Origin of the sequence: Rhizobium indicum, assembly GCF_005862305.2 — a bacterium.
Classification (GTDB): domain Bacteria; phylum Pseudomonadota; class Alphaproteobacteria; order Rhizobiales; family Rhizobiaceae; genus Rhizobium; species Rhizobium indicum.
In genome coordinates, this window is record NZ_CP054021.1 from 1,315,785 (window position 1) to 1,329,857 (window position 14,073).

Consider the following 14,073-nt stretch of genomic DNA (forward strand, 5'->3'; position numbering starts at 1 on the left):
AGAAGTTCGATGATGGGTATCGGCGCCGGTATTCCAAGGTATCGCAAAAACGAAACCATAGTATAATTTCCCGTCGTCCCTTCCATCGCTAGGCTCCACTCGTTGCCTCGCGAGACAGGTGGCGAATCCCCCCGTTGCTACCACCAAGCTTCGGCGCTCCTCCATCCGAAGCTCTGCGGGTCCACGACCCGCCCGACCGCCCAGCAGCCGCTGGGCGGTCTTTCGTAGAGGTGGACCACGTATCGAACGGGCGGGTGATGGCCGCTCGTTGTTGGGACGAACAGGCGAGATGTGGTAAGAAGGTGGGGAAGTGGTTGCGGTTCGTCATCTGTGCTCTCTGTGGCCAATTTGATCGGACGGATCTCCGAAACGAAAGTGGCAGTACCAGATGCGACAGGCTGACGAAGTCGTCAGGTAGGCACATCCTCTTTATTCGGCGTCGGTGGAGATTTGCAGTTTGGAGGTTCTTTGGGAGGACGGTGATCGCGTGTTCCGCCGGGAACGGCGCCGGGGTTCCGACGGCAAGTGGAACCAGGTCCTGGTCGTGCTTTCGGCCCTTGAGTACCCGACACCTTCAAGCCTCGGCCGCCTCGAGCATGAATACGGATTGAAGGATGAGCTCGATGGCGCATGGGCGGTGCGACCGCTTGAGTTGGTGCACGAAGGCAGCCGGACCATGCTGGTGCTTGAAGATCCGGGCAGCGAGCCGCTCGCCCGGCGACTCGGAACGGCAATGGAAACCAAGCTTTTCTTGCGCCTCGCGATCGGCATCGCCGCTGCGCTCGGCAAGGCCCACCAGCGCGGCCTCGTCCACAAGGACATCAAACCAGCCAATATTCTGGTAACGGACAGGAGCGCCGAGGTGCGGCTCACCGGCTTCGGCATCGCCTCGCGCCTCTCCCGCGAGCGGCAGGCGCCCGAGCCGCCCGAAGTGGTCGCCGGAACGCTTGCCTATATGGCCCCGGAGCAGACCGGGCGCATGAACCGCTCGATCGACTCCCGCAGCGACCTTTATGCACTCGGCGTGACCCTCTACGAAATGCTGACCGGGAGCCTGCCCTTCGCCGCTTCCGACCCGATGGAATGGGTGCATTGCCACATTGCACGGCAGCCGGTGCCGCCCAACGAGCGGGCAGCGAATGTTTCGCCGGCAGTCTCGGCCATCGTCATGAAGCTGCTCGCCAAGACGGCCGAGGAACGATACCAGACGGCAGGCGGCGTCGAGCACGATCTGAGCCACTGTCTCAGCCAATGGGAAATCCAGTGCCGGATTGACGCATTCCCACTCGGCGAACGCGATATCCCGGACCGCCTGCTGGTTCCTGAGAAGCTATACGGGCGGGAACACGAGGTCGAGACCTTGCTCACTGCCTTCGACCGCGTGGTGTTGAGCGGGGCGCCGGAGTTGGTGCTGGTCTCTGGCTATTCCGGCATCGGCAAGTCGGCGGTGGTCAATGAACTTCACAAAGTACTGGTGCCGCCGCGCGGGCTGTTCGCGTCAGGCAAATTCGATCAGTACAAGCAGGACATCCCCTATGCGACCCTGGCGCAGGCCTTTCAGGGCCTGCTCAAGGGGCTCCTCGCGAAGAGCGAGGCCGATTTGGCAACGTGGCGCGAGGCGCTGAGCGAGACGCTGGGACCGAACGGACAGCTGATGGTCGATCTCGTCCCCGAACTGAAGCTCATCATCGGCGACCAGCCGCCGGTCGCTGAACTTCCGCCACAGGACGCGCAACGGCGATTCCAGCTGACACTCCGGCGGTTCATCAGCGTCTTTGCCCGACCCGAACATCCGCTGGCGCTGTTCCTCGACGATCTCCAATGGCTCGACGCAGCGACGCTCGACCTGCTGGAGGATCTGCTGACCCGGTCGGATCCACAGCAGCTCATGCTGATCGGCGCCTATCGCGACAACGAAGTCACCGCCGCCCATCCGCTGATGCGGAAGCTTGATGCGATCAAGACCGCCGGCGGCAAGGTCGCGGAGATCACGCTTGCGCCGCTTACTAAAGACTATCTCCGGCAGTTGATTGCGGATGCGCTCCACTGTCAGCCCGATCGTGCAGCCCCGCTCGCACAAATGATGCACGACAAGACCGGCGGCAATCCGTTCTTCGTCCGTCAGTTCCTGTTTTCGCTCGCCGAAGAGGGGATGCTCACCTTCGATCATCACGCGGCATCCTGGTCCTGGGATCTCGAGCGCATTCATGCCAAGGGATACACCGACAACGTCGTGGACCTCATGGTCGGCAAGCTCGCGCGGCTGCCGCCCGATACGCGGGAGGCGTTGCAGCAGTTCGCCTGTCTTGGAAGCATCGCAAATACCAGGATGCTTTCACTCGTGCTCGGGATCCCGGAGGAGCAAGTCCCCGGGGCCCTGTGGCCTGCCGTCGCTCATGAACTGCTCGAGCGTCTGGCAGGCGCCTACCGGTTCGTCCACGATCGCGTTCAGGAATCCGCATATTCGCTGATCCCGGAGGAGCGACGCGGCGAGTTGCACCTTCGTATAGGGAGACTGCTTGCGGCGAACACTGCGCCGGAGCTGATTGACGATTACGTTTTCGAGATTGTCAGCCAGCTCAATCGCGGAGCCACACTGATCACCTCAACTGAGGAGCGCGAGCAACTGGCCGAATTCAATCTGCTGGCCGGCAAGCGCGCCAAGGCCTCGACGGCATACGCCTCGGCGCTCAACTATTTTGTTGCCGGCACGATACTGCTTTCGGGAGACGCCTGGGAGCGCCAGCACCAACTGGCGTTCGCGCTTGAGCTGAACCGAGCCGAATGCGAGTTCCTCCTTGGCGCGCTGGCGGCCGCGGAGGAGCGGTTAGCAGAGCTTTCCAATTTTGCTGCCTGCTCCGACGACCAGGCCTCTGTCGCCTGCCTGCGCATCGATCTCTATGCTGCGCTCGGTCAGACCAGTCGCTCCGCCGCAGTCGGTCTCGACTACCTGAGGCAGTATCTCGGCATCGACTGGTCGCCGCATCCCCCCGACGAGCAGGTTCGGCGCGAATACGACCGGATCTGGTCGCAACTCGGGAGCCGCGCGATCACTGAGCTCATTGATCTACCGTTGATGAGCGACCCAGCATCCTCCGCGACGCTGGATATTCTCACCCGGCTCGTTGGGGCGGTATGGCATACCGACGCGAACCTGGCATGCATGGCAATCTGCCTGGCCGTGAATCGGAGCCTCGAGCGCGGCAACAGCGACGGCTCCTGCTACCAGTATGTGTCGCTTGGCTATATTGCCGGGCCGCGCTTCGGCGACTATGAGGCCGGATACCTCTTCGGTCAGCTAGGCTGCCAACTGGTCGAAAAGCACGACCTGAAGCGCTTTCAGGCCAGGATTTACAAAGACTTCGCGGCTCACGTCATACCGTGGACGAGACATGTCCGAATCGGCCGCGACATGTTGCGGCGAGCGCTTGAAATTGCCGACCAGAGCGGCGACCTCACGTTTGCCGGATACAGCTATGCCAGTTTGAATTCGAACCTGCTGGCGGCGGGAGATCCGCTTCTGGAAGTGCAACGCCAAGCGGAGATTGGCCTCACATTTGCGCAAAAGGTGCGGTTCCAGTTCGTCATAGACCTCGCCAGCGCGCAGCTCGGGCTCGTCCGGACGCTGCGGGGGTTGACCCGGAAATTCGGCTCCTTTGACGACGACGGATTTGACGAACTTGAGACCGAACGCCGGTTTTCCGAAAATCCGAATCTTGCGGAAACCTGCTACTTTGTCAGAAAACTCCAAGCGCGGTTCTTTGCGGGCGACTATGAGGCGGCGGTCGATGCGTCATTGCGAGCGCAGAGGCTACCATGGACATCGGTGTCGCATTTCGAAGAAACGCCGGAGCATCATTTCTACGGTGCCTTGGCCCGCGCCGCATGCTGCGACTATGCTGTGGTTGACCAGCGGGCGCGGCATATGGAGGCTCTGGTTGCACACCACCGACAGCTTCAGATCTATGCGAAGAATTGCCCGGAGAACTTCGAAAACCGAGCCGCGCTGGTCGGCGCCGAGATAGCACGCCTTGAAGGCCGCGAAATCGATGCCGTGCGTCTTTACGAACAAGCGATCCGCTCGGCGCGCGCAAACGGCTTCATTCATCATGAAGCCCTCGCATATGAACTCGCCGCCCGCTTTTATGCGCAGGGAGGCTTCGAGGACTTTACTCGTCTCTATCTCCGCAACGCGCGTGGCTGCTATCTGCGCTGGGGCGCCGACGGCAAGGTGCGGCAACTCGACCAACTCTATCCTGACCTGAGAGGGGAAGAACGCGCTCCCGCTCCAACAAGCACCATTGGTGCACCGGTCGAGCAACTCGATCTCGCAACCGTTATCAAAATCTCGCAAGCCGTGTCGGGCGAGATTGTCCTTCAAAAGCTGATCGACACGGTCTTGCGCACCGCCCTTGAGCAGGCGGGCGCCGAGCGCGGCCTGTTGATCCTGCCGGGTGACGGTGAGTCACGGGTCACGGCGGAGGCCACGACTGGCGGCGAAACGGTCGTGGTGCAGATGCGTGACGAGATCGTGACAGCGATCACGCTGCCGCAATCGCTCCTTCATTATGTCTTGCGCACAAACGAAAGCGTAGTTCTCGACGACGCCTCGGCTCAGAATCCATTTTCCGCGGACCCCTATATTTGTCAGCACCATGCTCGTTCCATTCTCTGTGTGCCGTTGTTCAATCAGGGCCAACTGACCGGGGTACTCTATCTTGAGAACAACCTCGCCCCTCGGGTCTTCGCGCCGGCCCGGATCGCGGTGCTGAAGCTGCTCGCCTCTCAGGCAGCGATCTCACTGGAGAATACCCGGTTGTACCGCGATCTCGCTGAACGCGAAGCCAAGATCCGTCGCCTCGTCAAGGCCAACATCATCGGGATCGTCATCTGGGATATCGAAGGTCGCATTCTTGAGGCCAACGACGCGTTCCTCCGCATGGTGGGATACGACCGAGAGGATCTTGCCTCGGGTCGGCTGTGCTGGACGGACCTGACGCCGGTCGAATGGCGCGACCGCGACGCGCGGACCGTCGCAGAGTTGAAGATGATCGGGGCAGTCCAACCGTTCGAGAAAGAGTACTTTCGGAAAGATGGCAGCCGTCTGCCCGTGCTGATCGGCGGCGCACTGTTAGAAGAAAGCAGGAATGAAGGTGTCTCTTTCGTCCTCGATTTGACGGAGCGCCGGCGGGCCGAAGAGGCGTTACGGGAGAGCGAGGAAGCCTTGCGCGAGGCGCAGGCGCAACTGGCCCACGCAAACCGCGTCGCCACAATGGGGCAGCTCACGGCCTCCATCGCCCATGAAGTCAATCAGCCGCTCGCCGCGTCGCTCACCAACGCCCAGGCGGCCTTGCGCTGGCTCGGTAGCCATCCGCCGAATCTGGAGGAGGTGGCACAGGCGCTCGCCCGGATCGTCGAGAACGCCAATCGAGCCGGCGATGTCATTGGCCGGATCCGTGCCTTGGTTAAGAAGGAGCCCCCTCGCAAGGCGCAGTTCGACCTCAATGAAGCCATTCGTCACGTGATTGCCTTGACCGGCAGTGAAGTGCTCCGGCAAGGCGTCACGCTGCAGACCGAATTCGCGACGAGCCTCCCGTCCGTGCAAGGAGATCGCGTCCAGCTGCAACAGGTGATCCTAAACCTGATCATGAACGCCATCGAGGCGATGAGCTGCGTTGGTGAGGAAGAGCGCGAGTTGCTGATCAGCACCGAGACAGAGGCCTCGGGAGGCGTGGTCGTCGGGGTGCGCGACTCGGGTCCGGGCCTGGACCAGCAGGCTATGGGCCGTCTTTTTGAGGCCTTTTACACGACCAAATCCAGCGGCATGGGTATGGGCCTGGCGATCTGCAGTTCGATCATCGAGGCTCACGGGGGCCGGATGTGGGCCACCGCTAATGAACCTCGTGGGGCTGTGTTTCGGTTCACCCTGCCTCTCAAACGAGACGAAGCCGCTGGCGCAACGCATGCCGACCAAATGGCAATGTTGGGAAACCAATAGGACCAACAACTGGCTGAAGCTCTCGCAGCCAGTGCAGGTCTCAGCGAGGTGGGAAGGCCGTCGGCCTGGCCCCTTCTCCATCACGAGACGACTGAGGTGCGGCCGAAGCTGAATTCACCTTCACGACCCGGTCATCGGGCCAATGGGGCGGCAGTAGCGAAAGCAACAAGCGCATGGATCGCGGTGCGAAATCGCGCGACAAGAAACTGGACGACGCGATGGAGAGCATCAACATGTTCGCACCAACTAAAAGGTGCCAGCCACCAAACTCGATGATCCTCAAGTGCGGACCACAAGACCCTTTCCAAGACGCGGATCGCTTGGTTTATGCATGGTCACGGAACTCACTGAAGGGCAAAGTCCTCGAAGTCCTCTACAAGACGGACAAGCCCGAGGGAGTAGCACAAAAGACCGAACCGCGTCCCGGTCACGTACAGGGTAAAGGCAGATCTCCCGGCGTGCAAAGCTTGCCCCCAGGAAGGCGTGATTGTTTCGCGTGGCATGACGGAAAACATCATCAAATGCGCCTCAAAGGCCGTATTCGGCCATGATGAACCATCTGGCGGCATCTGGAGCGGAGAGCCCGGAACCCAGGGCCTAGCTTTCCCATATGCGCTGGGAAACAGCGTCAACGGGACCAGATCGATTTCGATGCGGTTGAGTTCATGTGTCATGGTGTCAATCCTTAGAAGGAACGCGGGGGAACGAACAGGCAAACGGTGCGACCCGTGGGCTCGCCGGCCACCGTGCATTGGTGAAACTGCCGTCCGGACTGTTCTTGATGCAGATCCCGCGGCGTGATGAACTCCCCAGTGAGCTAGTCGCGCGGGCCTTCGTGAACCGCTTGATGGTGGATGTTCGCGGCAATCAAATCCGCTGCAACACGAAAACGGATATGTCCATCCGTTCGGCTGTGCCGCCGTTGGCGTCGCATCATGCGCCGCTGCCGGAGCAGCGATCACGACTGCAAAGCAAATGGCCGCTGGCTTGCCCATGATCCGCACCTAGACTTGAAGCTTTCCCTTCGATCGAGTTCCGCTACGAATAGCGTCTCCGTCTGTCCAGGCGGCCCCACGTCCCGAATCGCTTCGTAGTTTGCGGCGGGAGACTGTACCCTGACCGTAACAGGACGCTGCTCGACCCGCTATTGATCTGGAAGAAGGATCGGGTAGCGAAGAGGGAGGGGATGACTTATACGAGGGTTTAGGAGTCCTTGATCGGAGGCCGGCAAGCCGCGTGATGTCTCCGCTAGAAAGTCGACCATCACCCGCTCCTTCGAGATGAGATGCCGCCAGCTGGGATAGACGACTATGACGCCGATAACGCGCTCCTTTTTCGCGACACGGCCGATGACCATCGACCAGATAGATGTCGTCCCGAACCTGCGTTATGGCATTCCCTTGTACGACGGTGTTGAGCGCCATTGCGATGTCCTGGGACGAGACGCCGAGCTGTCGGGGCCTTGTCCTGCAGCACGTCAATCTTCATGCCGCATCCGTCGTCTTGAGCGCGCCGGCCAGAGAACACTGAGCAATGTGTGGGCGCTTCATGCTCGAAAACGAATGGCTGAGCCTGGCATAGCTCCCTGGTAGCCCGCCTGTCTGCTGCGTCCGTATAATTTCCGCATACACAAGTATGATGGCGGACCGTCACACGTTGTTTTAACGTTTGCTCATAAGTGCTGGCTCCGCCTAGCTGCTCATGTTCGCATCGGCGTCGCTACCCATTCACAGAACGTTGGAACCAGTGGCCAGTTTTCAGGTTCCAAAACCGTTAGGAAGGACGCAGAATGCCGACGGTATTTCCGACTGCGATCACGCCGCCAGACGAGCACGTTGTCACCGCCCGCGAGGCGCTTGAGCCCCTCTACGAAAGACTGGAGCTTCACACCGAGTCCACCTTGCTTTCGGCGGCAATGGAAGCCGGATGGCCCGCCGAGGAGGCAACGAAGGCGGTGGCTGCCCTTAGATTGCAAGACGCCCTCAATATTCTTGGCCGAGCGAATTGAGGTCCAGCATATCGACGCACAGCCCAAACGGCCGAATGAAGTGGTAGGCTTCGCAAAGTTCTAAAGGAATTGAACCAACGAGGGATTATCCAGCAGCACGATCAACGAGCGCTGCGTCAATGGAACCGTCCTCTCACGACGCCTCGGTCGCAACTCGATCGAAACAACGCAGACCTACCAGCATGCCCAATTCGACCTCAAGGAAGCGGCTCACCAAGCGTCAGACGGATCAATTTGGCAAGCCGATCCGTCCCCCGACGACCGCCTGCTCGCTTTCCTGGAGGGGCTGTAAGACAAGAGCTTAAGTCGAATCGGCCCAGAGCCACAACCGTCCAAACAGCTGCAAGTGTTGCGCAAACGGCCAGTTGCTTCTAACACCATCCGGCAAAACACCAGAGGCTCGCTTGGTTGCCACGGTTTAGCAGATCGACCAAGTTATCGGCCTCCTCGGCGGTGAGCATGTCCATGACAAACCCATCGATGACGGCCGGCTGTCCGATGACCTTATCGAACACCGTCCAATAAATGTTGAGGTTCTTGCAACGGCTATATCTTTGCGCTGCCATCGTGAACTGCCTCCAGGTGCGGTAAAGTTGCCCTAGCGTTATCCCTACTTTCGTCAATTGTGAGCGGCCTGTCGGACATGACTGCCCGACCGCTCTTGGAGATCTGCGAGGCTCGTGACGCTAGTCAGTAGCTCGGCAGAGGAAGAGGGCTCGCATTCAGCGGGTGGTAAAGGAACCCTTGCGCCACAGAGAGTTAGGTGGCCCGTTGCCTTTAAGAAGGCGCTCACAGTAGAGCATTTTTGTACCTGCCAATGAAGAGATGCGTTGGCATCAGGCATGCTATCTACTCGTATACCCCCCCAAGCCGGAAGAACGGTCAGAGTCTGCAGGCAAGCAGAAGATTCTGATCCAAGAATACGTCTCCGAACGGTTGGACGTGATGCCGGCGAAGTTCCGCGTCATCGGCACGCGCCACCCAAAGTACGCTTTTAAGACTAGGACGGCGTTATCTAGGCGGCTGCTCCAGCTCACCTCATCGAGGGCGGCATTCCGACAGAAGGGCTTTTGGCGCAGATTGCCGTGTCCAAATATGCCGATGGCCTGCGGCTCTAACGCCAGGAAGTCATCTACGCCCATGACAAGGTGGAACTCGACCGCAAGCTGATCGCGCAAAGGATGGGCAAGCTTGGCTTCTAGCTAGGTATCTTGCCGATCATATCCTTGCCGGAATCAAGGGTGCATCGCATACGCTGGCGAGCGGGAGAATGAATGCAACCACGGTTCTCGGCGGGTCAGCCATTGGTGCTCAGCCACCCAGTTCGCGCCGTTCCGTGTGTATCTTGCTCATTGCATCCTTGCCACAGCAGCTGCGAACAGAGCCGCGTTGTTGATCGGCAAGCTTCGACCTGCTGGGTGTAACTGGCCATCGCCTGATGTTGACAACGTCAACTTTTTTGATTAAAGTAGACGATGCCAACATCTCTCGGGCAATGTCGACGCACACATCCATACAAGATGAGCGGGATACGACCGAAACACTGCCACTGCAGATCAGCGCCCACAACCGAGGGTCCTGAGCGGGCCACCATGCCGTGCCACCCGATACTCTCAAAGAAACCACGGGATGTGATGAAACGAGCTGGAAAGAAAACATCGCGGGCGGAACGGAAGGCGCGGCGTCCCCATGAAATACTGGAGGCCGCGTTCGAGGAGTTTGCGGCAAAAGGTTATGCGGCAACGCGAGTTGAAGACATCGCAACTCGACTGCGGGTAACAAAGGGAACGGTCTACCTCTATTTCCCGACCAAAGACGTTCTTTTCCAGGAGATGTTTCGCCACGCGTCGACGTCATCCGCAGACCTGTCGACCGCCATCGGCTGCCTCCGGGGATCCTGCGCGGAGCGGATCCGCGACCTGCTGCTTATCGCTTATGAAAACACGGCCAACGACCGAAAGACGAGAGAACTCCTGCGCTTGTCCGTCGCCGAAGGAGCTCGTCTTCCCGAAATGGTCGATTGCCGTCATGAGCTATTCATCGCACCGACGCTTGCAGCCCTCACGGCATTGGTCAAAGAAGGCGTGAAATCGGGAGAGTTGAGACAAGATACGGCGGCCGACACGCCTGACGTGCTCGCGAGCTCGATTTTTCAGGTTGCCGCCTGGCGTCTGATGTTTGCGGATCGAAAGCCGATCGACGGCAAGGCGCTTATGGAGTCGCACATTGACCTTGTCATGCACGGACTCGTGCAGCATTCGGGACGAATGGCCTGATTTGGCGAGGTACGTCAGAGCGGACGGAGCAGTGCAGTTTTCGATGCTGGCAAAGGCCGGATACGTCGTGCGACGTCCGGCCTCAACCTCTTTCCCCATGCAGAGCTGAATCTAATTTCCGCTAGGCACGCGATTGTAATCCGAGGGCGGGACTTCGCCCGTGACCAAGATGTTTCCCTGGATCTTATAGACGATCCGTAGATTGGCTGCCGCAGCCTGGAGCCAATTGACCGCATCTTCCGACGTCCATGCCGTGCCCTCCGGCGGCAGGCTCTCAAACAGGCCGGCAATCAAAGGATTGACAGACTGGGAGCTGCTGTTGCCGCCGCTCTGGTTCGTCCCGCCCTCCCCGCCGCCATTGGACGAGGCCGTGCGGCTCTGATCGGAAGAGGTCGCATATACCTCGCCAGAAGAGCCTGAAGACTTGGCGTGAGACGAACCCGACGACGCCGCGTTAGCAGAGCCCGAAGCACTGCCGTGGGACGAATTCGAGGACACTGCGCCAGAGGAACCCGTATGGGATCCAGACTCATAGGAAGAATACGTCGTTCCGCCGGTGCTCGAGGCGGCTGCCGCACCGGTGACGACGCCTGCCGCATACCCGCCCAGAACGTAGGCTCCGCGGCGATAATATCCACGCCCATAGTCTCCACCGCCATACTTTCCGTGACCATGGCCGCCGACGCCGTCTCCACGACCATAATATCCACGGCCAAAGTATCCGTTGCCGTTGCCCGAGACCTTGAGATCGCCGGAATTGTTAACGGTGAGGTTGCCGGAGTCCTTCGCGACGATATTGCCGCCGGAGTTCATGAAGGCGCGGTTCCCGTTGACGTTACGGCCCGAGTTCAGCGTGTTGCGGATATTTCCGGACACCTTGTTCCCTCCGCGGCCAGGTCTCTCCGCCAATCGCCCCTTTGCGCCACCGACATTTGGCGCACGAATCCGACGGTTCACCGGTGGACGGTTCTGCACGCGCATCGGCGGCCGGCCGTGGCGGGCCATCGGCGGACGCGGTGTGCCGCCCATCTCAGGACGTGGCGGCCCTCCCGACGGTAGATGTGGTGGGCCTCCAGACGGCAGGGGCGGCGGACCGCCAGGGGGCGGTCCAAACTGACCGAAGGCCGCGTCCGATGTAATGGCCGTGAAAGCGAGAAAAGCAAAGCAGGTGCGCTTCAGATAGTTCATCACTTGCTTCCTTTCGTTCCCGATGCGACGGCTGGTGTCAGGTCGATCTTTTTCACATCGGCGGGAGGTTCAAAGGTGAATTCGGAGTCGGACAGAGGGGGTTGGGTCTTCCAGCTGGTGAATTCGGCGACGAAACTTGGTTGGCCCTGCAGCAACGGGTAGGTGACGACCAGACGATGCGGCGTCGCCGCGGCATTCTTCTCGACCCACAATTCCAGATCGATGCCGGACTTCTGAGAGAAAAACAGATGCCCGCACTCGACGCCGTCGACAGTAGCCGTTCCCACCTGCCAGGCGGCCAAGGCATCACCCAACAGGACCTTGTCTGGAAAGTCTGCAAAAAGGGCGCCGAGCGGAAAATCGACGTCCAGCTTGGTTGCCACCTCGTTGAGCGCAGATGGTATGTCGCCCGATGCCGGGATCGTTGCGTATTGCTTGCTGTCGGGAAAGAAGACCGATGCCGCTTTGCCGTCGTAGAACAGATCGTGCTTGCCGTCATCGCCGGTAAACTCGACGACAATCCGGTCGGGACGGCGCACGGTGATTTTCATCGTATGGAAGATGTGAAGCGGTTGTCCTGACTGATCCAAGTAAATGCTGATCGTTCTCGCCGTGATCGTCATGTCCCTGGCAAGTAGCGTCTTTCCCATCTGCGAAACGGCGGTCGCGGCCTCGTCGCTGATCGCCGGTTTTACCGGCGGGGTCGGCTCATCCGCTCGAGCTGTCGGCAGCGCAGCGAATCCTACGAACATGCCGAGCGCGGCAGTTTGGATGGCATGCCGCATCGCAGTCACTGCATGCACGCCTCCGTCGACAGAGCGGTTCGCGGCCACCGAAGGTCGCCGGGCCTTCGTGAAGGCCCGCTGCAAACCATTACAGACTTCCATGTTCATTTCCTTTGATACTCAAGAACGAGATAGCGCGAGCTCACTGCGGCTCGTCGCGAGTAGAGTTGGTCCGGGGTGCTGGAGCGTTCCTGTCGCACGGCGCCGCAAAGGGTGTCGTCCGTCTGTCCGCAACCGATCCTACTGCATGAACCAGCCGTGGCTCACGACCAGCGACTGACCGGTCACGGCATTGGACCTGGCCGCCGCGAAATAGAGAACAGCGTCGGCCACGTCATCGGTGCTGGTAAACTTGCCGTCGACCGTGTCCTTGAGCATCACCGTCTTGACCACCTGCTCCTCGCTGATGCCGAGCTCCCGCGCCTGCTCGGGGATCTGTTTGTCGACGAGCGGCGTGCGCACGAAGCCGGGGCAGACCACGTTGGCCGTGACGTTGTGTTCGGCCCCTTCCTTTGCCAGTACCTTGGCCAGTCCGATCAGTCCGTGCTTGGCCGTGACATAGGGGCCTTTCAACTTCGAGGCTTCCTTGGAGTGCACGGAGCCCATGTAAATCACCCGGCCGTAATTGGCGGCATACATGTGCTTGAGGCAGGCGCGAGTGGTCAGAAAGGCGCCGTCGAGATGGATCGAAAGCAGCTTTCTCCAGTCCGCAAAGGGAAAGTCGACCAGCGGCTTGACGATCTGGATGCCGGCGTTGCTGACCAGCACGTCGATCTTGCCGAACTTGGCGATCACCTCGCCAACGGCCTTTTCCACCTGCTCTTCGTCGGCAACGTTCATCGCCACGGCGAAGGCATCGCCGCCCTTCTCCTTGATCTCGGCGGCCGTTGCGTTGGCGGCGTCGAGATTGAGGTCGGCGATCACGGGAATGCCGCCTTCGGTTGCGAAGCGAAGCGCGATTTCCTTGCCGATGCCGCTCGCGGCTCCGGTGATAATCGCTACTCTTCCATCAAATCGAGACATGGATAGTTCCTTTCAGTTGCGGGAGATCAGTCGTTTTGGAGGTAGTCGAATACGACCTCGCCGAGGCCGAGCGTCAGGTCGGCGACGTAATGGCTGGCCGAGGTGACCTCGCGCACGGGTAGACGCGCGACGTCGCACATTGCGTGTTCGAACAATTGCAGGGCTGCCGGCCCGGCCCATGCGCCCTTCAGGGTCACATCCTCGAGATAGTAGCGCACGAGTTCGCAAATCCGGGGCGAACCGTCGACGTGTGGGATGACCTTCAGCACGAAGGCGGGCTTCGCCATCGCCTTTGCCAGCGGCTCCAGCGGGAGCTCGCGATGCTTGTAGCCCATGGTCGCCATGACGCACAAAACCGAGCCGTAGTGGAGCGTCCCGACGAGCGTCTCCTGCTCGTGCGACAGCTTCGGTGTCGCCAGCTTCTTCGGAAAGCCCCAGATCTCACGGCCGCCGGCGATCGGAGAGTTGTCGTCAAGATACATGGCATGCACGTAGCTGCCTTCCTGCACCTTGCCCGATGGCGTCGTGAAGCGCACCGGAATGACCTGCCCGGTTTCCGTATAGTCGCCGAAGCCGGTCGAATCCGGCATGCGGATGAATTCATAGGCGACGGTGTCGCCGATCACTTCCAGCGGTTCCGGCACGAGGGCGCGCAGGGTCTCCGGATCGGTCCGGTAGTTGATGACGACAAATTCGCGGCTGTAGAACTTGTAGGGTGGCCTCGGATAGGCCGGGTTGTTGAGCGGCATCGCGAAGGCATTTTCGCGGACTGCGGCGATCTTCATGGTCGTGCTC

10 protein-coding genes and 1 pseudogene are annotated in these 14,073 nt (G+C 60.2%); 5 read left to right on the top strand and 6 right to left on the bottom strand.

Annotated elements, in window-relative coordinates; genetic code table 11:
- Window positions 1-457: 457 nt before the first annotated feature.
- Window positions 458-5,998 carry a trifunctional serine/threonine-protein kinase/ATP-binding protein/sensor histidine kinase gene (locus tag FFM53_RS06505; protein ID WP_138387774.1) on the top strand — a complete coding sequence of 1,847 codons (5,541 nt, stop codon included), beginning with the start codon at window positions 458-460 and terminating at the stop codon, window positions 5,996-5,998.
- Between the two features lie 344 nt (window positions 5,999-6,342).
- Here the strand turns inward: FFM53_RS06505 and FFM53_RS06510 are convergent, their stop codons facing one another.
- Entirely contained in the window at window positions 6,343-6,672 is a 330-nt protein-coding gene (locus FFM53_RS06510) for a hypothetical protein (protein ID WP_245456130.1), read from the bottom strand.
- A 107-nt stretch (window positions 6,673-6,779) separates the two neighbouring features.
- Here FFM53_RS06510 and FFM53_RS06515 point away from each other — a divergent pair, with 107 nt between their 5' ends.
- The gene (locus FFM53_RS06515) at window positions 6,780-6,995 is read left to right on the top strand and encodes a hypothetical protein (RefSeq protein ID WP_171599321.1); all 216 of its coding nucleotides are present in this window, start codon (window positions 6,780-6,782) and stop codon (window positions 6,993-6,995) included.
- Window positions 6,996-7,787: 792 nt separating this feature from the next.
- A complete protein-coding gene (locus tag FFM53_RS06520; protein WP_138387776.1) occupies window positions 7,788-8,006 on the top strand; it encodes a hypothetical protein in 219 nt (72 codons plus the stop codon).
- 371 nt (window positions 8,007-8,377) lie between these two features.
- Here the strand turns inward: FFM53_RS06520 and FFM53_RS06525 are convergent, their stop codons facing one another.
- Window positions 8,378-8,572: a hypothetical protein gene (locus FFM53_RS06525; protein WP_138328569.1), complete on the bottom strand. Its 195-nt coding sequence runs from the start codon at window positions 8,570-8,572 to the stop codon at window positions 8,378-8,380.
- Between the two features lie 301 nt (window positions 8,573-8,873).
- Here FFM53_RS06525 and FFM53_RS06530 point away from each other — a divergent pair.
- Together FFM53_RS06530 and FFM53_RS06535 are read left to right on the top strand one after the other, a co-directional pair.
- Window positions 8,874-9,309, top strand: a pseudogene (locus tag FFM53_RS06530) (IS66 family transposase); the annotation flags it as partial.
- A 331-nt stretch (window positions 9,310-9,640) separates the two neighbouring features.
- On the top strand, window positions 9,641-10,282 hold the full coding sequence (locus FFM53_RS06535; RefSeq protein ID WP_138387777.1) for a TetR/AcrR family transcriptional regulator: 642 nt from the start codon (window positions 9,641-9,643) through the stop codon (window positions 10,280-10,282).
- 111 nt (window positions 10,283-10,393) lie between these two features.
- Here FFM53_RS06535 and FFM53_RS36240 read toward each other — a convergent pair whose 3' ends face one another.
- The 4 genes from FFM53_RS36240 to FFM53_RS06555 all read right to left on the bottom strand — a co-directional run bounded on the left by FFM53_RS36240 (window position 10,394) and on the right by FFM53_RS06555 (window position 14,063).
- Window positions 10,394-11,158 carry a hypothetical protein gene (locus FFM53_RS36240; RefSeq protein ID WP_246413100.1) on the bottom strand — a complete coding sequence of 255 codons (765 nt, stop codon included), beginning with the start codon at window positions 11,156-11,158 and terminating at the stop codon, window positions 10,394-10,396.
- Window positions 11,159-11,469: 311 nt separating this feature from the next.
- A complete protein-coding gene (locus FFM53_RS06545) occupies window positions 11,470-12,357 on the bottom strand; it encodes a DUF2092 domain-containing protein (RefSeq protein WP_138387778.1) in 888 nt (295 codons plus the stop codon).
- Window positions 12,358-12,495: 138 nt separating this feature from the next.
- The gene (locus FFM53_RS06550; protein ID WP_138328570.1) at window positions 12,496-13,278 is read right to left on the bottom strand and encodes a 3-hydroxybutyrate dehydrogenase; all 783 of its coding nucleotides are present in this window, start codon (window positions 13,276-13,278) and stop codon (window positions 12,496-12,498) included.
- A gap of 26 nt (window positions 13,279-13,304) precedes the next feature.
- A complete protein-coding gene (locus tag FFM53_RS06555; protein ID WP_138387779.1) occupies window positions 13,305-14,063 on the bottom strand; it encodes an acetoacetate decarboxylase in 759 nt (252 codons plus the stop codon).
- Window positions 14,064-14,073: the final 10 nt, after the last annotated feature.

What these genes read in the sequence shown, in the direction of transcription:
- FFM53_RS06510 (WP_245456130.1), bottom strand. Translation starts at nt 6,672, where the DNA reads ATGACACATGAACTCAACCGCATCGAAATCGATCTGGTCCCGTTGACG.
- FFM53_RS06555 (WP_138387779.1), bottom strand. Translation starts at nt 14,063, where the DNA reads ATGAAGATCGCCGCAGTCCGCGAAAATGCCTTCGCGATGCCGCTCAAC.
- FFM53_RS06515 (WP_171599321.1), top strand. Translation starts at nt 6,780, where the DNA reads ATGCAGATCCCGCGGCGTGATGAACTCCCCAGTGAGCTAGTCGCGCGG.
- FFM53_RS06550 (WP_138328570.1), bottom strand. Translation starts at nt 13,278, where the DNA reads ATGTCTCGATTTGATGGAAGAGTAGCGATTATCACCGGAGCCGCGAGC.
- FFM53_RS06525 (WP_138328569.1), bottom strand. Translation starts at nt 8,572, where the DNA reads ATGGCAGCGCAAAGATATAGCCGTTGCAAGAACCTCAACATTTATTGG.
- FFM53_RS06520 (WP_138387776.1), top strand. Translation starts at nt 7,788, where the DNA reads ATGCCGACGGTATTTCCGACTGCGATCACGCCGCCAGACGAGCACGTT.
- FFM53_RS06535 (WP_138387777.1), top strand. Translation starts at nt 9,641, where the DNA reads ATGAAACGAGCTGGAAAGAAAACATCGCGGGCGGAACGGAAGGCGCGG.
- FFM53_RS06545 (WP_138387778.1), bottom strand. Translation starts at nt 12,357, where the DNA reads ATGGAAGTCTGTAATGGTTTGCAGCGGGCCTTCACGAAGGCCCGGCGA.